This is a genomic window from Luteipulveratus halotolerans, assembly GCF_001247745.1.
Classification (GTDB): domain Bacteria; phylum Actinomycetota; class Actinomycetes; order Actinomycetales; family Dermatophilaceae; genus Luteipulveratus; species Luteipulveratus halotolerans.
Genome location: NZ_LAIR01000002.1, coordinates 2,452,272 through 2,476,600 on the forward strand (window position 1 = coordinate 2,452,272; position 24,329 = coordinate 2,476,600).

At 70.8% G+C, this 24,329-nt stretch carries 23 protein-coding genes; 9 read left to right on the forward strand and 14 right to left on the reverse strand.

What is annotated here, in order from left to right:
- Positions 1-19 precede the first annotated feature (19 nt).
- From VV01_RS12335 to VV01_RS12345, 3 genes are read left to right on the forward strand one after another with little or no spacing between them, the layout of a single operon-like run.
- Positions 20-2,365: a glycosyltransferase family 2 protein gene (locus VV01_RS12335; protein WP_050670149.1), complete on the forward strand. Its 2,346-nt coding sequence runs from the start codon at positions 20-22 to the stop codon at positions 2,363-2,365.
- Complete coding sequence (locus VV01_RS12340; RefSeq protein WP_050670150.1) at positions 2,365-3,195, forward strand: hypothetical protein; 831 nt, start codon at positions 2,365-2,367, stop codon at positions 3,193-3,195. The genes VV01_RS12335 and VV01_RS12340 overlap by 1 nt, the downstream gene beginning before the upstream one ends.
- Complete coding sequence (locus VV01_RS12345) at positions 3,192-4,997, forward strand: hypothetical protein (protein ID WP_157508824.1); 1,806 nt, start codon at positions 3,192-3,194, stop codon at positions 4,995-4,997. Before VV01_RS12340 ends, VV01_RS12345 begins: the two co-directional genes overlap by 4 nt.
- 73 nt (positions 4,998-5,070) lie before the next feature.
- Here VV01_RS12345 and VV01_RS12350 read toward each other — a convergent pair whose 3' ends face one another.
- From VV01_RS12350 to pseB, 4 genes are all read right to left on the reverse strand, one after another.
- A complete protein-coding gene (locus VV01_RS12350) occupies positions 5,071-6,252 on the reverse strand; it encodes an acyltransferase family protein (protein ID WP_197275035.1) in 1,182 nt (393 codons plus the stop codon).
- Between the two features lie 98 nt (positions 6,253-6,350).
- Positions 6,351-7,175: a hypothetical protein gene (locus tag VV01_RS12355; RefSeq protein WP_050670153.1), complete on the reverse strand. Its 825-nt coding sequence runs from the start codon at positions 7,173-7,175 to the stop codon at positions 6,351-6,353.
- Positions 7,176-7,179: 4 nt separating this feature from the next.
- On the reverse strand, positions 7,180-8,310 hold the full coding sequence (locus VV01_RS12360) for a DegT/DnrJ/EryC1/StrS family aminotransferase (protein ID WP_197275178.1): 1,131 nt from the start codon (positions 8,308-8,310) through the stop codon (positions 7,180-7,182).
- A gap of 5 nt (positions 8,311-8,315) precedes the next feature.
- Complete coding sequence (gene pseB / locus VV01_RS12365) at positions 8,316-9,305, reverse strand: UDP-N-acetylglucosamine 4,6-dehydratase (inverting) (protein ID WP_050670154.1); 990 nt, start codon at positions 9,303-9,305, stop codon at positions 8,316-8,318.
- Between the two features lie 98 nt (positions 9,306-9,403).
- Between pseB and VV01_RS12370 the strand changes: the two genes are divergently transcribed.
- On the forward strand, positions 9,404-10,438 hold the full coding sequence (locus VV01_RS12370) for a PseG/SpsG family protein (RefSeq protein ID WP_050670155.1): 1,035 nt from the start codon (positions 9,404-9,406) through the stop codon (positions 10,436-10,438).
- A gap of 2 nt (positions 10,439-10,440) precedes the next feature.
- On the opposite strand, the gene VV01_RS12375 is transcribed toward VV01_RS12370, so the two are convergent.
- On the reverse strand, positions 10,441-11,220 hold the full coding sequence (locus VV01_RS12375) for an SDR family NAD(P)-dependent oxidoreductase (protein WP_050670156.1): 780 nt from the start codon (positions 11,218-11,220) through the stop codon (positions 10,441-10,443).
- Positions 11,217-12,848, reverse strand: a complete 1,632-nt coding sequence (locus tag VV01_RS12380; RefSeq protein ID WP_082220955.1) for an aldo/keto reductase — start codon at positions 12,846-12,848, stop codon at positions 11,217-11,219. Before VV01_RS12380 ends, VV01_RS12375 begins: the two co-directional genes overlap by 4 nt.
- Positions 12,849-12,917: 69 nt before the next feature.
- Here VV01_RS12380 and VV01_RS12385 point away from each other — a divergent pair, with 69 nt between their 5' ends.
- From VV01_RS12385 to VV01_RS12395, 3 genes are read left to right on the forward strand one after another with little or no spacing between them, the layout of a single operon-like run.
- Positions 12,918-13,610: a TIGR03089 family protein gene (locus VV01_RS12385; RefSeq protein ID WP_050670158.1), complete on the forward strand. Its 693-nt coding sequence runs from the start codon at positions 12,918-12,920 to the stop codon at positions 13,608-13,610.
- A 53-nt stretch (positions 13,611-13,663) separates the two neighbouring features.
- The gene (locus VV01_RS12390) at positions 13,664-14,488 is read left to right on the forward strand and encodes a CoA transferase subunit A (RefSeq protein WP_050670159.1); all 825 of its coding nucleotides are present in this window, start codon (positions 13,664-13,666) and stop codon (positions 14,486-14,488) included.
- Positions 14,489-14,499: 11 nt separating this feature from the next.
- A complete protein-coding gene (locus tag VV01_RS12395; protein ID WP_050670160.1) occupies positions 14,500-15,138 on the forward strand; it encodes a CoA transferase subunit B in 639 nt (212 codons plus the stop codon).
- A gap of 86 nt (positions 15,139-15,224) precedes the next feature.
- Here the strand turns inward: VV01_RS12395 and VV01_RS12400 are convergent, their stop codons facing one another.
- From VV01_RS12400 to VV01_RS12410, 3 genes are read right to left on the reverse strand one after another with little or no spacing between them, the layout of a single operon-like run.
- Complete coding sequence (locus tag VV01_RS12400; RefSeq protein WP_050670161.1) at positions 15,225-16,004, reverse strand: ABC transporter ATP-binding protein; 780 nt, start codon at positions 16,002-16,004, stop codon at positions 15,225-15,227.
- A 1-nt stretch (position 16,005) separates the two neighbouring features.
- Positions 16,006-16,833 (reverse strand): ABC transporter permease, encoded by an 828-nt coding sequence (locus VV01_RS12405; RefSeq protein ID WP_050670162.1) that lies wholly within the window; start codon positions 16,831-16,833, stop codon positions 16,006-16,008.
- A 59-nt stretch (positions 16,834-16,892) separates the two neighbouring features.
- On the reverse strand, positions 16,893-17,945 hold the full coding sequence (locus VV01_RS12410; RefSeq protein WP_050670163.1) for a glycosyltransferase family 2 protein: 1,053 nt from the start codon (positions 17,943-17,945) through the stop codon (positions 16,893-16,895).
- A gap of 96 nt (positions 17,946-18,041) precedes the next feature.
- Between VV01_RS12410 and VV01_RS12415 the strand changes: the two genes are divergently transcribed.
- Positions 18,042-19,421 (forward strand): LCP family protein, encoded by a 1,380-nt coding sequence (locus VV01_RS12415; RefSeq protein ID WP_231635226.1) that lies wholly within the window; start codon positions 18,042-18,044, stop codon positions 19,419-19,421.
- Between the two features lie 89 nt (positions 19,422-19,510).
- On the opposite strand, the gene VV01_RS12420 is transcribed toward VV01_RS12415, so the two are convergent.
- The 4 genes from VV01_RS12420 to VV01_RS12435 all read right to left on the reverse strand — a co-directional run bounded on the left by VV01_RS12420 (position 19,511) and on the right by VV01_RS12435 (position 22,845).
- Entirely contained in the window at positions 19,511-20,677 is a 1,167-nt protein-coding gene (locus VV01_RS12420) for an acyl-CoA dehydrogenase family protein (protein ID WP_050671902.1), read from the reverse strand.
- 10 nt (positions 20,678-20,687) lie between these two features.
- Positions 20,688-21,242, reverse strand: coding sequence for a hypothetical protein (locus tag VV01_RS12425; protein ID WP_050670164.1), 555 nt, complete (start codon positions 21,240-21,242; stop codon positions 20,688-20,690).
- A gap of 136 nt (positions 21,243-21,378) precedes the next feature.
- Entirely contained in the window at positions 21,379-21,918 is a 540-nt protein-coding gene (locus tag VV01_RS12430) for a methylated-DNA--[protein]-cysteine S-methyltransferase (protein WP_050670165.1), read from the reverse strand.
- Between the two features lie 9 nt (positions 21,919-21,927).
- Complete coding sequence (locus VV01_RS12435; protein ID WP_050670166.1) at positions 21,928-22,845, reverse strand: DMT family transporter; 918 nt, start codon at positions 22,843-22,845, stop codon at positions 21,928-21,930.
- Positions 22,846-22,936: 91 nt separating this feature from the next.
- Here VV01_RS12435 and VV01_RS12440 point away from each other — a divergent pair, with 91 nt between their 5' ends.
- The gene (locus VV01_RS12440; protein WP_050670167.1) at positions 22,937-23,776 is read left to right on the forward strand and encodes a LysR family transcriptional regulator; all 840 of its coding nucleotides are present in this window, start codon (positions 22,937-22,939) and stop codon (positions 23,774-23,776) included.
- 2 nt (positions 23,777-23,778) lie between these two features.
- On the opposite strand, the gene purE is transcribed toward VV01_RS12440, so the two are convergent.
- On the reverse strand, positions 23,779-24,309 hold the full coding sequence (gene purE, locus VV01_RS12445) for a 5-(carboxyamino)imidazole ribonucleotide mutase (RefSeq protein ID WP_197275036.1): 531 nt from the start codon (positions 24,307-24,309) through the stop codon (positions 23,779-23,781).
- Positions 24,310-24,329 lie beyond the last annotated feature (20 nt).

Below are 24,329 nucleotides of genomic sequence, written 5' to 3' on the forward strand. Positions count from 1 at the left end.
ACCCAGTAGAAGGAACTCCATGTCGCCTCGGCTCAGCGTCGTCGTCCCGTTCTATGGCGTCGAGCACTACATCGGCGACTGCCTGGAGTCGATCCAGGTCCAAGAGCTGGAGGACATCGAGGTCGTCATGGTCGACGACGGCTCGCCCGACGGCAGCCGCGCGGTCGCCCAGACCTTCGTCGACGCCGACCCCCGCTTCCGGATCGTCACCCAGGAGAACGCCGGCCTCGGCCCCGCGCGCAACACCGGCACCGCGCACTCGACCGGTGACTACATCACCTTCATCGACAGCGACGACCTCGTCACCCGTCACGGGTTCCGGCGCATGGTCAACAGTCTCGAGGAGTCCGGCTCCTCGTTCGTGGGCGGCAACGCGCGCCGGTTCAACAACAGCTCCGGCGTCAAGCCGTCCTGGGCCCACCTGCACGCGTTCGCGCGGTCGATGCGCGCCACGCACGTGTTCGAGAACCCGGTGCTCGCCCGTGACCGGATGGTCTGGAACAAGGTCTACCGCCGGTCCTTCTGGGACGAGTTCGGCTACGAGTTCCCGCCGATCCGTTACGAGGACTACCCGGTCACGCTCAAGGCCCACATGGAGGCCGTGACGGTCGACATCATCTCCGACCCGGTCTACTACTGGCGTGAGCGCGAGTCCGGCGACTCCATCACCCAGCAGGTCTACCGCTACGACAACCTGCTCGACCGCGTCACGTCGGCCAGCATGGTCATCGACCTCGTGGCCGACGCGCCCGCAGCGGTCCGCCAGCGCACCCACATCATGCTGGCCGAGAGCGACTACATCGCCATCGTGCAGGCCTTCGCCGAGGTCCCCGACGACCAGGTCGACCAGATCCTCGAGCTCGGCCACAACCTCGTCGGCCGGATGGGCGTCGAGGCCATCAACAAGCGCACGCGCTACGACCAGCTGCAGTACCACGCGCTCATGGCGCGCGACGTCGAGCTGCTGCGTGAGCTCGCGGTGTTCCGTCGCGACGGCGGTCTGCGCGGTGGCGCGCGGGCGGTGCCGACTCCGCGCACGCTCGGACGCTACGAGTACCGCTACCCGGGCCACGGACGCAGCTATCTGCCGCGCGACCTGTTCCTCGCGCCGGCCAAGGAGATGTCGCTGCGCACCGCGGTGTCGGACGTCCGCTGGGACCACGATGACCTGCTCGTGCGCGGCGTCGCCGAGATCCGTCACATCCCGACCACCGAGCAGTCGACGCTCAAGGTCTGGGCCGTGACCAAGACCCGCAGGCACCTGCTCAGCACCCGCCGGTTCGACGACGTCGACTCCCACGGCGACCTGCGCCCTGTCGGGTTCGAGGTCCGCCTCGACGCCGACCTGCTCGCCAAGCTCGCGGCCGACGACCAGACGGTCTCCTTGGACGTCCAGCTCGGCAACCACAAGAAGAACCGTCGTGGGCTGCTGCGCGGGATGCGGCCGGGTAGCGCCACCTGGCCCCAGGGCGGCTGGGTCGAGGACCAGGTCTGGTTGCAGCCCGGCCCCAGCCGCGGTGGCGAGCTCAAGCTGCGCTGGGTGCGCGAGCCGTGGCAGATCGTCGACGCCTCGGTCGAAGGCACGCAGATGCGGCTCGTGTGCGACATCCCGCGCCCGCTGCAGATCGCCCAGCTGGTCATCGACGGCAACGCCTACTCCCCCGAGCTGCACTACCCCACGACGTGCACGATCGCGGACGGTCGTACCCGGGTCGAGGCGCTCATCCCGCTCGACGAGGTTCTCGACAACACCGAGAGCGACGACCCCTACCTGGCCACGACCACCCGCGCGGTCCGGCTGCGCGCGGCGGGCAAGCGCGAGATGCTGCTCTGGACCGGCCCGACCCGTTCGGTCGGCGCGGCCGTCGGCGAGCACCAGTTCCGGCTCACCCGCTCGCCGGCCGGGCTGCTCAACCTGCGTGAGACCGCCGTGCGCATGACGGCCGACAGCGTCGACCTGATCGGCGAGGGCGCCGACCAGCGGCTCGTCGTCCGCGGTCGCAACTGGAGCGACAGCAGCGACTGGACGCTCGACTGGCGACGCTTCATCCCGGGCTCCGACGACGCCGTCCGCGTCGCCTGCGAGCAGGACGTCGGCTCGAGCTGGTCGGCGACCGTACGCGCCGCAGACCTGCTCGGTGACGTCGGCGACCGCAGCCCCACCGACTCGTTGGCCAGCCTGGCCGACTGGACGTTGTTCGTCACCAGCGGCGACGGGTCCTTGGAGACGGCGGTCATCACCGAGCCGTTCCTCAACGCGACGCTGCCCCTCGACGTGTGCCTGGACGGGCTGCGAGGCCGGCTGCGTCCGCGCGCCGATACGTTACATCTCGACGTTCGTCACGACCGCCGAAGCGAGGTCTAGTGCACCACCACAACCACTACTACGGACACGCGCACATCTTGGCGCGGTACTGCGGGCTCAGCCCGGTCGCGCCGCCGCGGATCCGTGGTTACCTCCAGCACGGCTGGAACGTCGGAGACGGCTACAACCCGACCCACGAGTTCTTCGACGGGGCCTGGCGGTTCGTCTGGAGCGAGGCGCCGGCCCGCCGCGGCTACGCGCTCGGGCGACGCAACTACACCCCGGTCGGTGCTCCCTGGCTCTACCTGCTGCAGCAGGAGCCCAAGCTCGGTGCCGTTCCTGAGGACAAGCGCGAGGGCACCCTGTTCTTCCTCTTCCACGGCTGGGAGGGCGGCAAGATCCAGGGCGACCACCAGCGCCTCATCGACGAGATCCGCGAGACCGAGCCCGGTCCGGTGACGTTCAGCCTCTACTACACCGAGTACGACCGCCCCGAGGTCCGGGGCGCCTACCTGGACGCCGGCTTCGACGTGATCTGCTTCGGCCGCCGCGGGTTCTCCTACCTCGGCACCGACGACCAGTTCCTCTACAAGCAGCTCAAGGCCATGCGCCGGCACAAGCGCGTGGCCGGCAACCGCCTGGCCTCCGCGATGCTCTACGGCGCCTCGGTCGGCTGCGACATCGCGGTCTACGGCGACCCGATGCTGATGGACGGCGAGGACCCGCGGTTCGGCGGCGATGCACGCGTACGACGCCTGTGGCCCGAGCTGGTCGGCAAGGACGTCGACCAGAGCACCGCGCGCCAGATCGTCGGGCAGGAGCTCGGGCAGGACCACGTCCTGCCGCCGAAGGAACTACGACGGATGCTGTTCGATGGGAGCAAGAAATGACTGAGTCGTCCTCGGCCCGTGTGGAGGTCGTGCAGGGCGAGATGCAGGAGTGGACCGACTACTCCGGCGCGTCCTACGCCGCCGGTGGGCCCGTCCTGGAGCGTCTGCTCAGGGACGCGCTGCCGTCACGCGTGGGCTCGGCGCTCGCCGTCGGACCGCACTCCGCCGCCCTCATCTCGATCCTCGCCGGCACCGCCGACAAGGTGACCCTGCTGGTCCGGTCGATGAGCGACGCCCAGCGCCTCGCGACCGAGCTGCCCGACAACGTCACGGTCGTCGCCGGCGGGCTGGACTCCTTCAGCGCCGACCGACCCGGCTCGTACGACGCCCTCGTCGCGCTCGACGGCCTGGACCGCGTGCTGTCGTTCGACTCCGCCGGGCTGAGCTGGGTCGAGCGGCTGCGTGCTCTGCTGTCGCTCGGGGCCGATGACGCCTGGACGATCGTCGCCGGCGCCCACGAGCTCGCACCGGTCAACGTCCTGGACGCCCGTCCGAGCGCCGACCGCTACGCCGACGAGGAGTGGCGGCCGCTGCACAGCGACACCTCCCGTCCCGTCTCGCACGACGCGCTCGTCGCGACCCTCGCCGACCAGGGGCGCGGCGAACCGCTCGCGTGGCTCACGTTCGGCCCGACCTCCGCTGCTCGCACGGTCGTCGCCGCCACCGCGGCGGACCCGGCCGGCGACCTGCTCATCGACCAGGCGGTCGCCGGCGCCCTGGCCACCCGCCGCCCGCTGCTCGCCTCCCCCGCCGAGCTCGTGCGCGCGCACGCCCGGGCCGGCCGACTCCCTGATGCCGCTGACGGCTCCGTCGTCACGCTCGGCCAGGGCAGCCCCACCCGCGACCTCTACGCCGTCGTCAGCGGCGGCGCGCTGGTCGCCGCCGACCGCGCCGCCGACCGCTGGACGGTCCGCAGCAGCGACGACGTCTCCGCCACCGAGTGGGGTGACCAGCAGGTCGTCGCCGCGGGTGACCGCGACACGGCGCAGGGCTCCGAGACGATGCGCTACGTCGAGCCGCTCACCGAGCCGCAGGCGCCGTCACCGGTCGTACGCACCAGCACCGCCCTCGTACCCGCCGGAGTGTCGGCGTCGGCGTCGGTGCAGACCGAGCTGCTGCGACTGGCCGAGCAGCGCGACATCCCCGCGTTCCGCGACCTGGCTGCCCGCATCGGCCGCTACGTCGAGACCACCCCGGTCGCCGACCGGCGGGTGCTCACCCTCGACGACACGTTCGTCGACGGCATCGACCTGGTGCCGGGGCTGAGCGGTCGTGAGTGGAGCGAGACCGCCAGCACGGGAGTCGCCGCTGCCACAGCGTGGTATCGCTTCCAGGACGCGCTCGTCGAGGGCCACCACCGTCACCCCTGGCCGCACTACATGGTCGGAGACGACCTCGTGCAGACCTGGCTCGAGATGTCCGGCATCACGCTCGCCGAGGGTGACCTCGAGCGCGGGCGCGCGCTGGCCGACGCCATCGCCGCATCGACTCCTGCGCCGCTGCCCGACGTCCGCACAGCACTCGCCGACGCCGACGCCGCACGCCGCGAGGTCGAGGAGCTCAAGGGCCACATCTTCGGTCTGGAGCGCACCATCGGCTTCCGTGACAAGCAGCTGCTCACGCGCGAGCAGGTCATCCGCAAGCTGCGCTCGGGTGGCGGCGGCACCGCGGCGGGTGCCGCTGTGGGTGTCGGCAGCATCGGCCGGATCGCCCGACGCACGGCCCAGGTGCGCAGCGTCGACGAGCTCACCGCCGGCATCAAGCGGGTCCGTACCCGCGCCAAGCGCGCCCGCGGCAAGTAGGCCGCGACCCGCGTACGCCGAAGGGCGGTGGCACCAGCACGGTGCCGCCGCCCTTCGTCGTACGGGCGTGGACTCAGCGTGTGGGCGCGAGGACCTCGGGGTCATCAGTGGGCTCGGGTCGCCCCACCCCACCGCCGCCGGATCGCTTCAGGCCGGCCCGCTCGTCCCTCCAGGCAACGACGGAGCGTGACAGCCGCAGGAGCATGGTGCGGGCTGGCGTCTCGACGTAACGGTGCGCACCTTCGGCCACCACCAGCAGGACCGCGATCGTGAGCACCAGTGCGACGTACGGCCGGAGCCCCTCGCCCGTACGGATCTGATCACCGGTCGACAGCTGCCACACGAACCAACGATGCGTGAGGTACAGCGCATAGCTCGCCGTCCCGAGCGACACCATCACCCGCACGCTCAACGCCCGCGCGAGCCAGCCACGGTCAGCTGCCAACGAGAGCATGCCGACCGCGAACGGCAGCACGAAGAACGGTCCGAACGACCCTGCCGACCACGGCCCCGACCCGACGACGTGGAACATCCCCAGACCGAGGACGTACGCGACGACCCCACCCTGCACGAGGTGATGGGTCCGCGCCGACCAGCGACGGGCGTACGGCAGAGCGTGCGCGAGCGCGAGGCCGACCACGAACTCGACCAGGTGTGGCAACGGGTTGCGGTAGAGCCACCGGTGCGCCGACTGCCCGTCGGCCGCAGGCAGATCGGCGCGGCCGGTCACGACGAACCACGCCCACAGGCTGAGCGAGATCGCCGCGCCCGCCGCGACGAGCAGGGCGATGCCACGCAGACGGAAACGGTTGGCGAAGCGCGCCACGAGGGGCGCGACGAACGGGAACAGGGCGTAGAAGAACAGCTCGACACCGATCGACCAGCCCGGCCCGTTGTAGCGAGACTGTGCCGCGAGCACATCCGAGCCCCACGTCTGCACGGCGAAGATGTTCTGTACCAGGACGCCCGGATACTGCACGTGCCCGATCGCGAAGTAGAAGGCCACGCAGTAGGCGACCATCACCCAGTACAGCGGCATCACCCGGGCCACGCGCGCGACGTAGAACAGGACTGTGCGGCGACGGTCACCCGCGGTGAGGTCGGCGTAGTTGTACGCCAGCACGAAGCCCGACAGCATGAAGAACAGCGGCACACCGATGTGCCCCCAAGCTGCAAGCTTGACCAACGGCTCGGGCGCACTCTTGGGGATTCCGGTGTGAGAGACGACGACCGCCAGCGCCGCCACAGCGCGCAAACCGGTCAGAGCACGAAGCTCACTCTTCTTGATGTGAGGCCCCGCGGCCGATCCCCTAGTCACAAGGGCCTAAGGTACGGCCTCGATCCACCGTCCCGCTAATTCGGGCTGGTGCGCGTCTCCCAGCCGAGGCGATGGCGCAGCTCGGCGGGGGTGAGCAGATCGCCTACGCCGAGCTCGCGCGCCGCCACTGCACCGGCGACCTCACGCGGGACGGACGGCTGGTGCATCTCGGGCAGCAGCCGCAGCTGTCGCTCCATCCCGCCGAGGACGGCGTGATCGTTGTCGAGCACCATCGGGTCGCCGTACACCCCGATCTCGGCACCCACGCTCGCGCCGTAGAGCAGCGCGCTGCCCATCCGGTTGCTGACCACGCGACGGTGGCGACGCAGCTCGGTCAGCTGCCGGTCGAGGAAGTCGGTGTCGCCACCGACGTACATGTGGCCGCGGCGCCCGTGCGTGATGACCCGAAAACCCTTGCGTTCGTAGGTGTTTCGGACCTCGGGCTTGTCGTAGTCGTTCCAGTAGAGGCACATCGTGAGGGGTACGTCGCCCTCACGATCACGGACCTCGTCGGCGTACGACGCGTGGTCGCCGACGATCTGCTGCCCCTCCCAGCCGTGGAACGGGTAGACGATCGTGCCCTCACGCGGACCGTCCTCGTCTGGCCGTAGTCGCAGGAGGTAGGCCCACGGTGAGCCGACCACGACGTAGTCGCGCAGGCCCAACGCCCAGCCCCGCCGCGCGACCGCCTCGGACCACACCAGCTTGGGGTAGCCGGGCACGAAGTCGTGGCCGACGGCGAACCCGTCGTGGGTGTTCCAGCCGTGCTGGAGGTAGCCCCAGATCGTCGGCGCCGAGTCGAGCCCGCAGTAGCGAGCCAGGATCTCGGCGTGGCCGTAGAAGTGGTTGGCGTGGTGCACCGGCTCAGGCGCCGACGAACTCGCGTACCAGCTCGATGACCCGGTCGACGTCGGCGTCGGTGAGGTCGGGGAACATCGGCAGGCTGAGCTCCTGATCGGAGTACGCCTCGGCGACCGGGCACATGCCCTTGCGGTAGCCGCGGTCGGCGAAGTAGGGCTGCCAGTGCACCGGGATGTAGTTGACCTGGACGCCGATGCCGCCCGCACGCATGTGGTCGAACAGCTCGCGGCGGCGGCCGTCGAGGATGCGCAACGGGTAGAGATGCCACATCGGGTCGGCGCCCTCGCGGTGCGCCGGGGTGCGCAGTGCGTCGATGCCGGCCAGACCCTCGTTGTAGCGGTCGGTGATGGCCTGACGGCGCTTCTTGAACGTCTCGAGGCGCGTGAGCTGGCTGGAGCCGAGCGCCGCGAGCACGTCGGGCAGCCGGTAGTTCAGGCCGAGGTCCTGCATCTCGTAGTACCAGCCGCCCTGCTCACCCTCGGCGCGCCACTTGGACGCGTCGCGGGTGTAGCCGATGGCCTTGAACTCACCGGCGCGAGCCAGCAGGTCGGTGTCGTGCGAGACGACCGCGCCGCCCTCGGCCGTGGTGAGGTTCTTGGTCGGGAAGAACGAGAACGTCGTCACGTCGGCGAGCGAACCCACCGGGGTGCCGTCGAGCGCACCACCCACCGAGTGGGCGGCGTCCTCGAGCAGCAGGGCGCCCGCGCCGTGGGCGACCTTCGCCAGCGCGGGGGCGTCGATCGGGTGCCCGGCGTAGTCGGTGCCGGCGACGACCTTGGTGCGGTCGGTGACGGCAGCGGCCACGGCCTGCGGGTCGAGGTTGCCGGTGTCCTCGCTGACGTCGGCGAAGACGATCTCGGCGCCCTGCCAGATCGCACAGGTCGCCGTCGCGAAGAACGTCAGCGGCGTCGTGATGACCTGGTCACCCTCGCGCACCCCGGCCGCGGCGTACGCCGTGTGCAGCGCCGCGGTGCCCGAGGTGACCGCGACGGCCCCGGGTGTGCCGGCGACGCCGGCGATGTCCTTCTCGAACTGCGCGAGCGCCGGGCCGGTGGTCAGCCAGTCGCCGCGCAGGACCGCGGCGACCGCCTCGATGTCGGACTCGTCGACCGACTGACGGCCGTAGGGCAGCACCAAGGTCAGACCCCGGACTCGAGCACCTTGCGGATGTCGTCGGCGGACATCCACAGGTCGTTCTTGTCGGAGGCGCAGTGGAAGCCCTCGGGCACCGGCTCGGCGTCCTTGATCGGCGTGTAGCCCCACGAGGCCAGCTCGGGCTCGAGCACGTAGTACTTGCCGTCCATGACGATGACCGCGCGCCGGCCCTCCTCCGGGGAGATCATCTCCTCGTGGAGCTTCTCGCCGGGGCGCAGGCCGATGTCGTGCATCTTGGCGCCGGGCGCGATGGCCTGGGCGAGGTCGGTGACCTTGTGCGAGGGGATGTGCGGCACGACCAGCTCGCCGCCCTGCATCATCTCGAAGGTGTCGAGCACCATCTGGACGGCGTCCGGGAGGGTGATCAGGAAGCGGGTGCAGCGCAGGTCGGTGATCGGCAGCGACTCGCCGGCCTCGTGCAGCGCCTTGAACTTCGGGACGATCGAGCCGCGTGAGCCCGTGACGTTGCCGTAGCGGACGACGGCGAAGCGCGTGGGGTACGCCGCGGCGTAGTGGTTGCCGAGGATGAACAGCTTGTCGGCGGTCAGCTTGGTGGCGCCGTACAGGTTGATCGGGCTGGAGGCCTTGTCGGTCGACAGGGCGACGACCTTCTTGACGCCCGCGTCGATGGCGGCCTCGACGACGTTCTGGGAGCCCATGACGTTGGTCTTGACGAACTCGTACGGGTTGTACTCGCCGGTGTCGACCTGCTTCAGAGCGGCCGCGTGGACGACGTAGTCGATGCCGTGCATCGCACGCTGCAGGCGCGGGAGGTCGCGGACGTCGCCGATGAACCAGCGCAGGCGGGGGTCGTCGCCGAACTTCTGGCGGACCTCCCACTGCTTGAGCTCGTCACGCGAGTAGATGACCACACGTGCCGGGTCCAGCTCGTCCAGGAGGCGAGTGATGAACGCCTTGCCGAACGACCCGGTGCCTCCGGTGACGAGGATGGATGCTCCCTTGAGGATGCTCACGCAACTTCTCCCACAGATGGTCTGACTGATGTGGCCTGGCAGCGCGGTCGGCTGCAGGCCATCGCCGAGGTTATCAGCCGTCCTCCTACGATTCGGGCATGACCGAGGCCGCTGCCGCACATGTCGTCCTGCGCTGTGACGCCCACCCGTCGTTCGGGGTCGGTCACGTGGTGCGCTGCCTGGCCCTCGCCCAGGAGCTCATCGCTCGCGGGCACCGGGTGACGCTGCTCGGCGGGCTCGGCGAGATCGCCTGGTTGGAGCGGCTGGTCGACGAGACCGGCGTCGCCCTCGTCCGCCCCGGCGACGACCTCACCGCCGTCGTCGAGCAGGCCGTCGACCTCGGGGCCGACGCCGTCGTGATCGACGGCTACCACCTGGCCCCCGACCTCGGCGCCCGGCTGCGCGAGCGTGGCGTGGTCGTCCTCGCGATGGTCGACGGCTCGTTCGGGTCGGCTCAGGAGGCCGACGTCTACGTCGACCAGAACCTGCGCGCCACACCCCACACCGGCGGTCCGAACGGGTCCGTGGCACTCGCCGGCATCGAGCATGCGCTGTTCCGTGACAGCGTGCTCGAGCGTCGCCGCAGCAGCGTCCCGCAGCCGCACGACCCGCCCCGTGTACTCGCGGTGTTCGGCGGCACCGACCCGTACGACGCCGCGGTGACCGTCGTACCTCTGCTGCTCGAGACGGGCGCCCCCGTGCACGTCACCGTGGTGGCGGCACGCGACGAGGTCCGTACGACGCTCGCCGGCCTGGCCGTCGGCCCGCGCCAGCAGGTCGAGGTCGTCGATCCCGTGGCGGACCTCGGGGCTCTGGCCGTCACCTGCGACGCGGCGGTCAGCGCGTCCGGGTCGTCGGTCTGGGAGCTGCTGTGCCTCGGCGTCCCGACCGCCGTGGTGTGCGTCGTCGACAACCAGCGCCTGGGCTACGAGATGACGCTGGCGGAGCACGTCGTCGCCCCGGTGGGGCTGCTCGACGAGCTGCGCGCCGGCGTACCCGCTCCTGGCCTGCTGCCCCTGATCACCGATGCCGACGTGCGTGCCGACCTGGCCGAGCGTGGTCAGTCACTCGTCGACGGCCGCGGTCGGGAGCGGGTGGCCGATGCGCTGCTGGCTCGCGTGGGCAGCCGCTGACCTCAGCGTGCGGTCCAGCCGCCGTCGACCACGACGTTGCTGCCGGTCACGAACCGTGAGCGCGGCGAGGCGAGGTAGAGCAGCGCCGTCTGGATGTCCTCCGGCGCGCCGATCGTGCCGGTGAGGGTGCGGCTGGTGAGCTGCTCGACGAACGCCGGGTCGGCCTGCGCCGCCTGCGCCGGGAAGGGGCCGGGGGTGAGCGCGTTGACGCGGATGCCGTCGCGGCCGAGCTCGGACGCGGCATAGCGCGTGAGCTGCAGCAGGGCCGCCTTCGCCGCGCCGTAGAACGGCGGGTTGCGCCCCTCCTCGGTGGCGTACATCGACATGTCAGGGGCCACGACGCCGTACATCGAGGCGACGTTGACGACGCCCGGCGAGGAACCCGCCCGAACGGCCTCGAGCATGCCGTCGCGCGCTGCCTCGATGCCGCGCCAGGCCGCCTTGACGCCGAGCTCGAAGGCCTCGTCGAACTGGTCGGCGGTCGCGGTGCGCATCGACCCGCCCCGGCCGACGTGGGCGTTGTTGACGAGGACGTCGATGCGACCGAGGCCGGCGAGCAGCTGGGGCCAGGCGTCCGAGGTGACGTCACACGCGTGCAGGGTCAGCTGGGGGTCGTCAGCGCGGTCGCCCAGCGCCGAGCGCAGGCGACCGGTGTCGCGGCCGACAGCGTGCAGGTGCGCACCCGCATCGAGCAGCGCCGTGGCCATGGCAGCACCCAGCCATCCGGAGGCGCCGGTCACGACGGCGACGGTGCCGCGCAGTCCGAGGAGGTCGGTGGTCATGACGCCATCGTCCAACGGCTCGGGTCGACCAGCGTCTCCGGGCCTGCCGGAAGGACCTCGTGCACGCGCGCGATCTCGTCGGCGGTGAGGGGCGGGCGCGACATCAGCTCGGCCTGACCGCGGACCTGCTCGACGGTCTCGGCGCCGAGGACCACCGAGGTGACGAAGGCGTGCCCGCGGGCGTAGGCGACGCACAGGTCGACGGGGCCCTGCCGGCCGAGCTCGTCGACGAGCCGGGCGATGCCCGCGCGCACCTCGGAGGCGTCGAGACCCGCGTTGGCAGGCCACGGCACGGAGTCTCCACCGACGAGCAGACCCTGCAGGAACACGCTGCGCACGGTCACGATCACGTCGGGTCGAGCAGCGAGGGCGTCCTGCACCTGCGGCGCGAGCCAGCGCCGGTCGAGCGCGTTGAACGGCAGCTGGACGTAGCCCACGCGGTCGTCGGCGAGTGCCTCGAGCAGCTCGTCAGGAGTCGACAGCGACGCGCCGATCGCGGTCGTGATCCGTTCGTCGCGCAGTCGGGCGAGCCGGTCGGCAACGGCGCCCCCGCCGCGCTTCCAGTCGGCCCAGCGGTGCAGGAGCAGCGCGCTGACCCGGCTGCTGCGCAGCTGACGCAACGACTCGGCGACCGAGCTCTCGACCGCGGCCGAAGCCCAGGCTGCGGGTGCGTCGTCGGGCACGTCGTCCAGGGGCCGGATCTTCGTGACGACGCCGATGCGCTCACTCAGACCGTGCGCGAGGCTCTGCCCGATGCGGGCCTCGCTGTCGCCGTACGCGCGAGCCGTGTCGACGTGGGTGACACCACCGGCGGCCGCGAGCTGCAGCATCCGGGACGCCTGGCTTCCGACCGGTCGTCCGGTCGTGTTGGCGGCGCCGTAGCTCACGCCCAGCTGGACCGCGCCGAGCAGCCACGGCCCCTGGCCGATGGCGTTCTCGGCGGTCACCCGCACGCGGTCGGGCAGCGCTCCCCCTGCGTCGCCGAACGCGGCGAGCATCTGGTCCCACGGCACCGTGGTGGGGTCCTCGAGGTCGCGCACGACGGTGCACGCCACCGTGTAGTCGGTGAGCGTGTCGATCGTGCAGCGGATGCGCCGCTCGGAGGTGAGCGGGTGCGTCATGTCGTTGGTACGCCGGCGGATCCACGGCGTGACGTGCTCGCGGTCGTAGTCCTCGGTGGCCTCGGCGTCGGCCGCGCGCAGCAGCCCGACGGTGAAGACCTCGGCGCCCACGCCGTAGATCGTCTCGACGGCGACCCGGATGTAGGCCTCGCCCGAGGCGCGCATCGTGCGCACGAGGTCCTCGACGAACAGGCCGTCCGGGACGATGTTGTCGGCGGTCAGGCGCACCACGAGGTCGTCGTCGCCGAGGTCCTCGGTGGCCCCGGCGAACCGACGCAGCGGGTCGTCGAGCGAGCCACGGAACAGGCGTACGCCGGCCGCGTCGACGGCGTCGGCGATCGGGTCGTCCTCGGGCTGGTCGCTGGTGGCGACCATGACGTCCAGGCCGGTGCTGGCCGCGCGCTGCGCGGCGAGCACGACGACGGGCCGACCGGCGAGGTTGAGCATCGCCTTGCCCGGGAGCCGCGAGGAGGACATGCGGGACTGCAGGATCACCCGGACACTCATGGGACGCGACCCTACCCAGTCCCCCGCCGCCCACCGCGCGGTGGCGGCCGGCTGGCAGGATGAGCGCCCATGACCCCGGATGCCGTGTTGCTTCGCCTCCTGCGCACCGACCCGACGAGGCCGCGGGTCACCTTCTACGACGACGCCCCCGGGCCGACCCAGGGCGAGCGCATCGAGCTGTCCGCCAAGGTCCTCGCCAACTGGGTCGCCAAGGCGGGCAACCTGCTGCAGGACGAGCTCGACGTCGAGCCCGGCAGCACCGTCGCGCTGCGGCTGCCCGGCGAGCACTGGCGCACGCTGTACTGGGCGCTCGCTGCCTGGTCGGTCGGGGCCACCGTCGTCACGACGGACGACGATGCCGACGTCGTGGTGACCGCTGAGCCGGTCGACACCGACGGCACCCAGGTGCTCGCCACGCTCGCCGCACTGGCGCGGGCCGCCACCGTCGAGGTGCCCGCCGGTGCGATCGACGAGGCCCGAGAGCTCGCGACGTACGCCGACCAGCTGACGCCGTACGCCGAGCCCGCCGGCTCCGACGTCGCCCTGCGGACGCCGAGCGGTGAGGTGTCGTACGACGACCTGGTCGTGAGCGGCACCGGTGAGGCGGGCCGGCGCGAGCTGGTCACCGGCGACGTCGCGCACGTCGCGCAGGCGGCGCTCGCCGCGTGGGTCGACGACGGATCGGTCGTGCTCGTGCGCGAGGCCGACCCCACCCGGCTGGAGGACCGCCTCACCGCCGAGGGCGTCACGGTCCGCCCCTGACCACGGTGTGACCCGAGACACCAGCGGCCGGGCCGCTGGCTACAGTCGCCGGCATGGACAAAGTCGTGTCGCCTGCGGCCGCCGCGATCGAAGGCATCGAGTCGGGCGCATCGCTCGCGGTCGGTGGTTTCGGTCTGTGCGGTATCCCCTCGGTGCTGATTCGTGCGCTCCACGACTCCGGAGTCACCGACCTCGACATCACCTCGAACAACTGCGGTGTGGACGACTGGGGTCTGGGGATCCTGCTCAAGGACAAGCGCATCGCGCGCATCACCGCGTCCTACGTCGGTGAGAACAAGGAGTTCGCGCGCCAGTACCTCGAGGGCGAGCTGGAGGTCCACCTCACCCCGCAGGGCACGCTCGCCGAGAAGCTGCGCGCAGGAGGTGCGGGCATCCCGGCCTTCTACACCGCCACCGGCGTCGGCACCCAGATCGCCGACGGCGGTATGCCGTTGCGGTACGGCTCGGACGGGTCAGTGGTCAAGGAGTCCGAGCCCAAGGAGACGCGCGAGCTGACCCTGGGTGACCGGACCGGCACCTACGTGCTGGAGCACGCGATCGCCGCCGACTTCGGACTCGTACGAGCGTGGAAGGGCGACCGGCACGGCAACCTGGTGTTCCGTACGACGGCCCGCAACTTCAACCCGCTGTGCGCGATGTCCGGGCGCGTCAGCATCGCCGAGGTCGAGGAGCTCGTCGAGCCCGGCGAGCTCGACCCCGACGAGATCCACCTGCCGGGCATCTACGTGCAGCGGGTGCTGGCCCTCACGCCCGAGCAGGCGGCCGACAAGCGCATCGAGCGCGTCACCACCCGTCCGGCACCGGACGCGGTGTCGAGTGACCCCGACGTCGCCCTGTCCACCCCCACCGCCCGCTGAGGAGCGACGACATGCCTTTGAACCGCGACCAGATGGCGGCCCGCGCGGCGCAGGAGCTGCACGACGGCGACTACGTCAACCTCGGTATCGGTCTGCCCACGCTCGTGCCCAACTACGTCGCCGACGACGTCGAGCTGGTGCTGCAGTCCGAGAACGGCATCCTCGGTGTCGGCGCGTATCCCGTTGCGGGACAAGAGGACCCGGACCTCATCAACGCCGGCAAGGAGACCGTCACGCTGCGTCGTGGCGCCTCGATCTTCGACTCGGCGACCTCGTTCGGGATGATCCGCGGCGGCAAGGTCGATGCCGCGATCCTCGGCGCCATGCAGGTCTCGGCCCGCGGCGACATCGCCAACTGGATGATCCCCGGCAAGATGGTCAAGGGCATGGGCGGCGCCATGGACCTCGTCCACGGCGCCAAGAAGGTCATCGTGCTGATGGAGCACGTCGCCAAGGACGGCTCGCACAAGATCGTCGACGAGTGCACGCTGCCCTACACCGGTCTGGACGTCGTGCAGCGCATCATCACCGACCTGGCCGTCATCGACGTCACCGACACGGGTCTCGTCCTGCGCGAGCTCGCACCCGACGTGACCGAGGACGAGGTCCGCGACAAGACCGGGCCTGCGCTGACGGTCGCCCTGGCCTGAGGGCCCGCCGACCTCCCAGGACGAGACAACCCGCCGTACGCCTCGAGCGCGTACGGCGGGTTGTCTGATCCGTCAGGAGGCGACCGTCAGCCCTGACTCATGATGTCGGTGTTGTAGCGCTCGACCACCTCGTCGATCTCACCGTCGGCGACGAGCTCGCCGCCGCGCAGGTAGAGGCCTCGGGTGCAGAAGCGTTTGAGGTCGCCCTCGGAGTGCGACACCAGGAACAGGGTGCGACCCTGGCCGAGCAGGGCCTCCATCCGGTCGTAGCACTTCTCACGGAAGCCCTTGTCACCGACCGCGAGCACCTCGTCGACCAGGATGATCGGCTCGTCCAGACAGGTGATGACCGAGAAGCCGAGGCGGATCTGCATACCCGAGGAGAAGTGCCGGAACGGCTTGTCGATGCCGTCGCGGACCTGGGGGCCGGCGAACTCCACGATGTCGTCGAAGCGCTCGTCGATCTCCGCCTCGGACATGCCGTGCAGGCCCGCGGCGAGGTAGATGTTCTCGCGGGCGCTGAGCTCGCCGATGAAGCCACCGGTCAGCTCGATGAGCGGGGCGACGCCCTCGCGCACGGTCGCCTTGCCCTCGTCGGGGACGAGCGTGCCGGCGATCAGCTTGAGCAGCGTCGACTTGCCCTCACCGTTGCCGCCGACCAGGCCGACGGCCTCGCCGCGCCCGACCTCGAAGGAGATGTTGCGCAGTGGCCAGAACGTCTCCTTGTCGTGGCTCGTCGTGCGCTGGAACACGATCTCGCGCAGCGAGAGCTTGCGCTTGCGTCCGCGCAGGAACTCGATGCCGAGGTCCTCGACGGTGATCACGGGCTCGCCGGGCGCCGTACGCCACTGAACGGTGTCGGTCACGTCAGATCTCCTTCAGGACGGCCGACTCGAGCTTGCGGAAGACCCAGAGGCCGAACACCAGCCAGGCGACCGAGATGGCCGCAGCCGTGCCCCAGGCGGCCAGGTCGACCTCGACCGTGGTCGAGAGGCCCACTCGCCACATGTCCATGATCCCGACGAGCGGGTTGAACATCATCAGGTCACGCGCCCACGGGAGCTTGTCGTCGACGAGGTCCATGGCGTAGACGATCGGCGTGAAGTAGAAGAGCATCCGCAGCACGATGCGCACGATGCGGACGAAGTCGTCGACGAGTGCGGTCACGGGCGCCATCACCAGCCCCATCCCGATGCACAGGATGAACTGCAGGACCAGCGCCGGGATGATCGCGACGAGCCGCCAGTTGAGGCTGACGTCGCCGTCGCCGAGGTGGACTCCGGCCATCACCAGCACGACGAACAGCACGAGCACGGGCAACGACAGCAGGAACTCGATGCCCTTGGCGATCACGACCCGGATCACCCACATCTCACGCGGGATGTTGGTCGACCGCACGAGCAGCCGTTCGGCGTACAGGGCACGGGCGGTCTCGTTGATCGAGTTGTTGAACCAGTTCCACGGGAGCATGCCCGCGAGCAGGTAGACGATGAAGACCAGGTCGTTGGCGCCGGTGTGGCGTGCGAGCAGCACACCGAAGACGAAGAAGAAGACCAGGCCCATCGCGAGCGGGTCGATCAGGGTCCACAGGTAGCCGAGCCAGCTGCGGGCGTAGCGCACACGCAGGTCGCGCCGGACGAGGGTGTCGAGCACCTTGCGGTGAGACCAGATTCTCGCCAGCCGCGTGGTGTCCATGCCGTCCTTGCCTGGGTGGGGTGATGCCGTCGAAAACGCGCTCCGGTGAGCGCGCCGAGTCAGGCTACCGCCCCGTTGCTGGGAGTCGTCTGTGCCTCGCCCAGACCGGTCGGCTCGTCCTGCAGCCGGATCGTGCTGGTGAGGAAGCCCCACCCCCAGGTCATGTGCATGGTGGCCAGGACGGCGGGCATCCGCGCCATCACCGCGAGGCCGTCCGCACGGGCCACCGCCACGCCGCCGACCGTCACGGCCGCCACGTAGCCGGCCGGCAGCAGCCACAACGGGCTCCACAGCACGCCGCCGACCGCGCCGAGCGCCACGCCTGCCAGGGCCGCCGGCGGTGCGAGGTAGCGCAGGTTGATCGAGCCGGGGTGCTGGCGGGCGACCACACGGCGCCAGCGGCCGTAGTCGCGGTACTGACGAGCCAGCGCCCGGAACGACCCGCGCGGGCGGTACTCGACCCGCAGCTCGGGCGTGAACCACACCAGCCCGCCGGCCTGCCGGATCCGGTAGTTCATCTCCCAGTCCTGAGCGCGGCTGAACCGGCTGTCGTAGCCGCCGACACGCCGCAGCCACTCGCGACGGAACACCCCGAGGTAGACGGTCTCGGCCTCGCCCGCCTCACCGCCGAGCTTGAACCGGGCGCCACCGACTCCGAGCCGCGACTTCATCGCGGTCGCCACGGCGCGCTCGAACGACGTGGTGCCGACGGCGTCCATGATGCCGCCGACATTGGCGGCGCCGGTCTCGTCGAGCACGCGGACGGCCGTGGCGAGGTAGTCGGCCGAGAGGATCCCGTGCCCGTCGACCCGGACCACGACGTCGTACGCCGCCGCGGCGAGCGCTGCGTTGAGGGCGTCGGGCGTGCGTCCGCTCGGGTTGTCGACGAGGCGTACGCGCGCGTCGTCAGCCGCGAGCTGCTCGGCGACCTCGTGGGTGCGGTCGCTGCTCGGCCCGACCGCGAGGATGACCTCGACCGGGCCCGGGGCCGGCTGGCTCAGGACCGCCTCGACGGCGTGGGCGAGGTGACGCTCCTCGTTGAGGATGGGCATCACCACCGAGATACCGGTGGCTGTGGCTGCGGGCGCGCGGTCACCTGTGTCCTGTGTCATGGCGGCACGAGGCTACAGGCCGGCCGCGGGCGTGTGCGGGGTGTCCGGCACGTCGACGTCCCGGCAGCATGCACCTGCGGCCGCTACCCTGTCGCGGTGCCTCAGGACGACGAGCAGCAAGGACGCCGCGCAGGACGACCGGGCGGGCGACCCAGCCCCGACGACGCTTTCACGGTGGACACCCGCCGCGGCGGCGGGACGCGCCCTGCGCGACCCCGCGGCCCTCGGCCGGGCGCCGGTGGTGGGAGACCACCAGGCGGTGGAGCCCGCCCGATCCCGGTGCGCAGCAACGACCAGCGCCCGCAGTACGACGACGGCGGCGCCACCCAGGCGATGCCGAACCGTCCGCGCCCGGGCGGCGCACCGGCGTACGACGACACGCAGCGGCTCCCGGCCGGTCCGCGCCGCCCGGTGGACGACGGCGGCCACGGCGAGGTGCCGCCGCCCGGTGGGCCTGGCGGTCCTCGTGGCCCCCGCGGGCCTCGGCCGCCCGCCGGTGACCGGCCTGTCGGCGCTCCCCGTCGCCGGCGTCGTTGGCCCAGGTGGGTCGCGGCGTTCGTCGTGATCCTGCTGCTGTGGGTGGCCGCCATCGCCTGGGCGGGCAACGCGGTGTGGGGCAAGGTCGAGAAGGTCGACGCGCTCCCGACCGACGAGCGGCCCGCCGACGGCAAGGGCAAGAACTTCGTGCTGGTCGGCTCCGACAGCCGCGAAGGACTCACCAACGAGCAGAAGAAGACGCTCGGCACCGGCTCGTCCGCCGGCAAGCGCACCGACTCGATCATGGTGCTGCACATGCCGGACAGCGGTGACCCGACGTTGGTCAGCATCCCCCGCGACAGCTACGTCAAGATCCCCGGCCACCGCCGCAACAAGATCAACGCCTCGTTCTCCGAGGGCGGGCCCAAGCTGCTCATCCAGACCGTCGAGGACGCGACGGACCTGCGTATCGACGGCTACATGGAGATCGGGTTCGGCGGGTTCGCCTCGGTGGTCGACTCCGTCGGCGGCGTGAAGATGTGCCTGCCCAAGCCGATGAAGGACGAGAAGGCGCACATCGACCTGCCCGCCGGGTGCCAGAACCTCGACGGCAAGAACGCCCTCGGCTACGTCCGGGCGCGCTACTCCGACCCGCTCGGCGACCTCGGTCGCGCCAAGCGTCAGCGCGAGTTCCTCGGTGCGCTGATGAAGAAGATGGCGACGCCGAGCAACATCATCAACCCCTTCAAGCTCAAGAAGATGGGCACCTCCGGCGCCCAGGGCGTCGCGGTCGACCACGACATGGGCCCCATCCAGGCGCTGAAGATCATGTGGGCGCTCAAGGGCTTGTCGAGCGGCAAGGGTCAGTCGATCCAGGTGCCGGTCTCGGACAACAACCTCTCCACGCCCGCCGGCTCAGCCGTGAAGTGGGACAGCGACCAGGCCAAGGCGCTGTTCGAGGCCCTCAACAACGACCAGACCCCGACGGTGAAGCCGTAGCGCGTCCTGCGTCTCCTCCCCTACACAGCAGAAGGTTCGAGCGTCATGACGCTCGAACCTTCTGCTGTGGGTGGCGGGTGGGGCCTCGCTCAGCCCTTGAGGAGCTGGCGGGCCATCACCATGCGCTGGATCTGGTTGGTGCCTTCGTAGATCTGGGTGATCTTGGCGTCGCGCATCATGCGCTCGACCGGGTGGTCCTTGACGTAGCCGGCACCACCGAGCAGCTGCACGGCGTCGGTCGTGACCTCCATGGCGACGTCCGAGGCGAAGCACTTGGCGGCCGCACCGAAGAACGGGAGGTCGTCGTCGTGCCGCTCGGACTTGGCCGCGGCGACGTAGACCATCTGACGCGCCGCCTCGAGCTTCATGGCCATGTCGCCGAGCATGAACTGCAGACCCTGGAACTCGGCGATGGCCTTGCCGAACTGCTTGCGCTCCTTGACGTAGCCGAGGGCGTAGTCGAGCGCACCCTGGGCGATGCCGACGGCCTGGGCGCCGATCGTGACGCGCGTGTGGTCGAGCGTACGCAGCGCGATCTTCAGGCCCTCGCCCTCGGCGCCGACGAGACGATCGCCCGGGATGCGGCACTGGTCGAAGTGCAGCTCGCGGGTGGGGCTGCCCTTGATGCCGAGCTTGCGCTCGGGCTCACCGAAGCCGAAGCCCTCGTCGGACTTCTCGACGACGAACGCCGAGATGTTGCGGCCACGCTCACCGTCGGGGTCGGTGACGGCGAGGACGGTGTAGAACTGCGAGACACCGGCGTTGGTGATCCACGACTTCTGCCCGTTGAGGACGTAGTCGTCGCCGTCCTTCTTGGCGCGGCACTTCATCGAGGCGGTGTCGGAGCCGGCCTCACGCTCGGACAGGCCGTAGGAGAACATCGCCTCGCCCTTGGCCAGCGGCGGGAGGTACTTGGCCTTGACCTCCTCGGACGCCCCGAGGATGACCGGCATCGAGCCGAGCTTGTTGACCGCGGGGATCAGCGAGGACGACGCGCACGCACGCGCGACCTCCTCGATGACGATGCACGTCGCGAGCGCGTCGGCGCCGACACCGTCGTACTCCTCCGCGACGTGCGGAGCGTGGAAGTCGGCCGCGACGAGAGCTTCGAGTGCCGCCTGCGGGAACTCGCTCTTCTCGTCGACCTCAGCGGCGTGCGGCGCGATCTTGTCATCGGCGACGGCGCGGACGGCCTCGCGGAGGGCCTCGTGGTCCTCCGAGATCTTGTACAGGTCGAAGTCAGGGTTCCCAGTCACGGGGGGCACTCTACTTCGGGGCGGGCGTGCCCTCCGACGCCGTCTCGTGAGCGGCGGCGGCGATGCTCGGCAGCGCCGCGGCGTCGAAGCGGGACTTGTCGAGCGTGACCGAGACTCCGACACCAGGGCGCAGCAGCCACAGGATCTGGTCTCCTGCGAGCCAGGCATCGGTGCCGTGGACCTTCGTCGGTGTGTACGCCGCTTCCTCGCTCGGGCGCTCCTGCCACGGGACGACCCAGTCGTGGAACGCCGCCGGCGAGCTGAACCGGTCGGACCGTACGACGGTGACCGACAGGTCGACGACAGCGCCCTCGGCGTTGGTGGACTCCCAGACGCCGGTGGTGATCTGCACGCCGTCGTCCTCGGAGCCGAACGCGCTGTGCTCGCCGAGGCCGGCGGGCAGCTGGGGCAGCGTCACTCCCCCGACCTCGGCGGGAGCTGCACTGGGCTGGGCGGGACCGGGGTGGGACGTCATGGTGGTGTCTGCTCCTTGACTCCAGGACGGTGCGGCGGTGCCGACGGCTGCCAGCGCGGCGCACACCGCGACGAGGACGGGACGGATCATGGTGGGGCTCCTTCGAGGATCGGTGACTGATCCGATCCTGGGCTGGAGCACCCGGCTCGCACTATGCCCGACCGCGCGCCTGTGGACGGCGATGCGCGTACGACGAACGTGTGGACAGCAGGTGACGTCGGGGCGCTCAGAACAGCGGCTGCGGGAGCACACCCTCGAGCTCGAGCAGCCGTCGCTTGGTCTCGACCCCGCCGCCGAACCCGACCATCGAGCCGTCGGCCCCGACCACGCGATGGCAGGGCACGACGACCGGCAGCGGGTTGGACCCCATGGCGATGCCGACGGCCTGCGCGGCCTGCGGCTGGCCGACCCGGGCTGCGAGGTCGCCGTAGGCGACGACCGTGCCGTAGGCCACCCCTGACGCGAGCTCGCGCAGCACCTGCTGGTTGAACCCGGACGACAGCGACCAGTCGAGCGCGAGGTCGAAGTCGGTGCGGCGTCCGGCGAGGTAGTCCTCGACCTGACGCACCGGCTCCACCAGCAACGCGGTGCGGCACTCGACCGGCTCGGCATCGAGGCGGGCGCCGATGCGCTCGAGCGTGCGCTCGCGCACCTGCGGATCGGCGTGGAAGACGACCGACACCAGCCCCTGGGCCGTGGCCGCCAGCAGCAGCGGGCCGATGACCGTGTCGAGCACGGTCCACTCCAGACGCACGGGTCGAGTCACCTGCTCAGGCTAGGTGTGCGCACCGACAGACGCAGCCGGAGCGGGTACGCCGACGTCGCCCGTCGGCCGCCGACGTCGCGACTCCCGGCCCACAACACAGGCGAGGGCACCGATGACCAGCCCGACCAGGACGCCGAGGTCGGGTCGGGTGCCGATCAGCAGCCAGGTCAGCAACGCCGCCCCGGACGGGATGACGGCGAAGAGCATCGCCACCTGCGCGGCCCCGGCCTGCTTGACCGCGTGGAGGTACAGCGTCATCCCGAGCACCGAGCTGAGCACCACCATCGCGAGCACCGACAGCAGGGCTTGACGCGCGTCGTACACCTCGACGGGAGCGGTGAGCGAGAACGCGACCGCGAACGGGATGGACGCCGTGACCCCGATGGCGCTCACCGGGACGGCGTCGACACCGACGAGCCGCCGCTGCTGCAGCACCCCGCCGAGCGAGAGCCCGAGCAGCGCGACCAGCGGCGCGAGCGACGCGCTGTCGAGACCGCCCACGTCGGCCACGCGCCCGGCGAACGCCACCACCACCGCCACGAGGGCCAGCACGAGCGCGACCACGCGTCGTGCTGACACCCGCTCGCCGAGCAGGACAGCGGCGAGCAGCGTCGTCGCCAGCGGGTTCATCGCGACGACGAGCGCCACCAGCACGGGCGAGACACCGAGCCGCATGGCCTCGTAACAGCTGATGAACTGCACCGCCTCGGTGAGCAGGCCGACGACGACCGCATCCCGCAGCTGGGTGCCCCGCGGCCACCAAGCGCCACTCACCCGGGCGATCACGGCGAGCGCGATCGCCGACAGCACGAAGCGCGCGGTCAGCAACGGTCCGGGCGCCATCGCCTCGACGCCGAGGGCGCCGACCGGGTAGCCGAGGGCGTACAGGAACGCGACCGTCACGGCCAGACGTGGTTGCAACCTCATGTCGAACAGCGTCCGCCCACAACCGAACCCGCGTCCAACAATGATCGTGAATCACTATCAATCATGATTCGCGATCATTTATTGTCAGCAGGTGAGCACCCTCGACATCGCGCCGCTGCGGTCGCTCGTGGCCGTCGCCGCAGCCGGTGGCTTCCACCGCGCCGCCGCCACGCTGCACCTCACGCAGTCGGCCGTCAGCCAGCACGTCCGTCGGCTGGAGCAGGCGACCGGCGTACCCCTCGTCGAGCGCGTCGGCCGCCGCACCCGGTTCACGCCCGACGGCGAGAGGCTGCTCGTCGAGGCCCGGCGCATCCTCGCCGCCCACGACGCGGCGCTCGGCCTGTTCGAGCGCTCACGCGCCGACCTGCTCACGATCGCGGCCGCCCAGCACGCCGCCGAGATCCTGCTGCCCGAGATGATGCCGGCGGTGCGAGATCGCTTGCCGGACAAGGAGATTCGCCTGCGCCTCGATCGTTCGTACGCCGTCCAGGACATGGTCGAGTCCGGTGCGATCGACGTCGCAGTGTTCACCGAGCTCGGCGCAGCGCCGCCGCAGCAGCGCAGCCGGCTGCACCTGCAGTGGTACGCCACGCCGGGCTGGGAGCCCCCGGTCGACGCACCCGTCCCGCTCGTCGTCTTCGACGCGCCCTGCTCTCTGCGGCAGCCGGCGTTCGACACGCTCTCCGACAGCGGCCTGCGCTGGCAGATCGTGGTCGAGGTCGGTGACCTCTCCGGCGCGCAGTCAGCAGCGCGCGCCGGCCTCGGCGTGGTCCTGCTGCCGACGCTCGGTCGCTCGCCCGAGGGTTTGCAACCCGTCACAGACCTGCCCGAGCCACCGCCGGTGCACATGGGCGTGCACACCAGCGAGCGCACGCCCAAGGTCGTCGGCGAGACCGTACGCCGGGCGGTCCGGCGGGCGATGCAGGGCTGAGGTCAGCCCTGGGCGACCTGATCACGCAGCGCCTCGCCCTTGGCGTACGCCTGGTCCTTCAGCTCCTGCTGGAACTGCACCATCCGCTCGCGCAGGGCTGCCGCCTCGTCGTCAGTGCCGCTGGCGAGGATGCGTGCCGCGAGCAGCCCGGCGTTGCGCGCTCCGCCGATCGACACGGTCGCGACGGGTACGCCGGCCGGCATCTGCACGATCGACATCAGCGAGTCCATGCCGTCGAGGTACTTCAGCGGCACGGGGACGCCGATGACCGGCAGCGGCGTGACCGAGGCGAGCATGCCCGGCAGGTGGGCCGCTCCCCCGGCACCGGCGATGATCACGCGCAGACCGCGCTCGGCCGCGCGTGCGCCGTAGTCGATCATCTCGTGCGGCATGCGGTGCGCCGAGACGACATCGGCCTCGAACGCGACACCGAGCTCGCGCAGCGCGTCGGCCGCGAGCTGCATCACGGGCCAGTCGCTGTCGCTGCCCATGACGATGCCCACGGGGCCAACAGCCTTGGTGTCCAACATCATTCCCTCGGTCGCGCTCTGTC

Excerpts from the sequence above, each read along its gene's own strand:
- purE (WP_197275036.1), bottom strand. The coding sequence starts at position 24,309 with ATGATGTTGGACACCAAGGCTGTTGGCCCCGTGGGCATCGTCATGGGC.
- VV01_RS12395 (WP_050670160.1), top strand. The coding sequence starts at position 14,500 with ATGCCTTTGAACCGCGACCAGATGGCGGCCCGCGCGGCGCAGGAGCTG.
- VV01_RS12410 (WP_050670163.1), bottom strand. The coding sequence starts at position 17,945 with ATGACACAGGACACAGGTGACCGCGCGCCCGCAGCCACAGCCACCGGT.
- VV01_RS12405 (WP_050670162.1), bottom strand. The coding sequence starts at position 16,833 with ATGGACACCACGCGGCTGGCGAGAATCTGGTCTCACCGCAAGGTGCTC.
- VV01_RS12380 (WP_082220955.1), bottom strand. The coding sequence starts at position 12,848 with ATGAGTGTCCGGGTGATCCTGCAGTCCCGCATGTCCTCCTCGCGGCTC.
- VV01_RS12345 (WP_157508824.1), top strand. The coding sequence starts at position 3,192 with ATGACTGAGTCGTCCTCGGCCCGTGTGGAGGTCGTGCAGGGCGAGATG.
- VV01_RS12390 (WP_050670159.1), top strand. The coding sequence starts at position 13,664 with ATGGACAAAGTCGTGTCGCCTGCGGCCGCCGCGATCGAAGGCATCGAG.
- VV01_RS12385 (WP_050670158.1), top strand. The coding sequence starts at position 12,918 with ATGACCCCGGATGCCGTGTTGCTTCGCCTCCTGCGCACCGACCCGACG.
- VV01_RS12425 (WP_050670164.1), bottom strand. The coding sequence starts at position 21,242 with ATGATCCGTCCCGTCCTCGTCGCGGTGTGCGCCGCGCTGGCAGCCGTC.
- VV01_RS12370 (WP_050670155.1), top strand. The coding sequence starts at position 9,404 with ATGACCGAGGCCGCTGCCGCACATGTCGTCCTGCGCTGTGACGCCCAC.
- VV01_RS12335 (WP_050670149.1), top strand. The coding sequence starts at position 20 with ATGTCGCCTCGGCTCAGCGTCGTCGTCCCGTTCTATGGCGTCGAGCAC.
- VV01_RS12435 (WP_050670166.1), bottom strand. The coding sequence starts at position 22,845 with ATGAGGTTGCAACCACGTCTGGCCGTGACGGTCGCGTTCCTGTACGCC.
- VV01_RS12375 (WP_050670156.1), bottom strand. The coding sequence starts at position 11,220 with ATGACCACCGACCTCCTCGGACTGCGCGGCACCGTCGCCGTCGTGACC.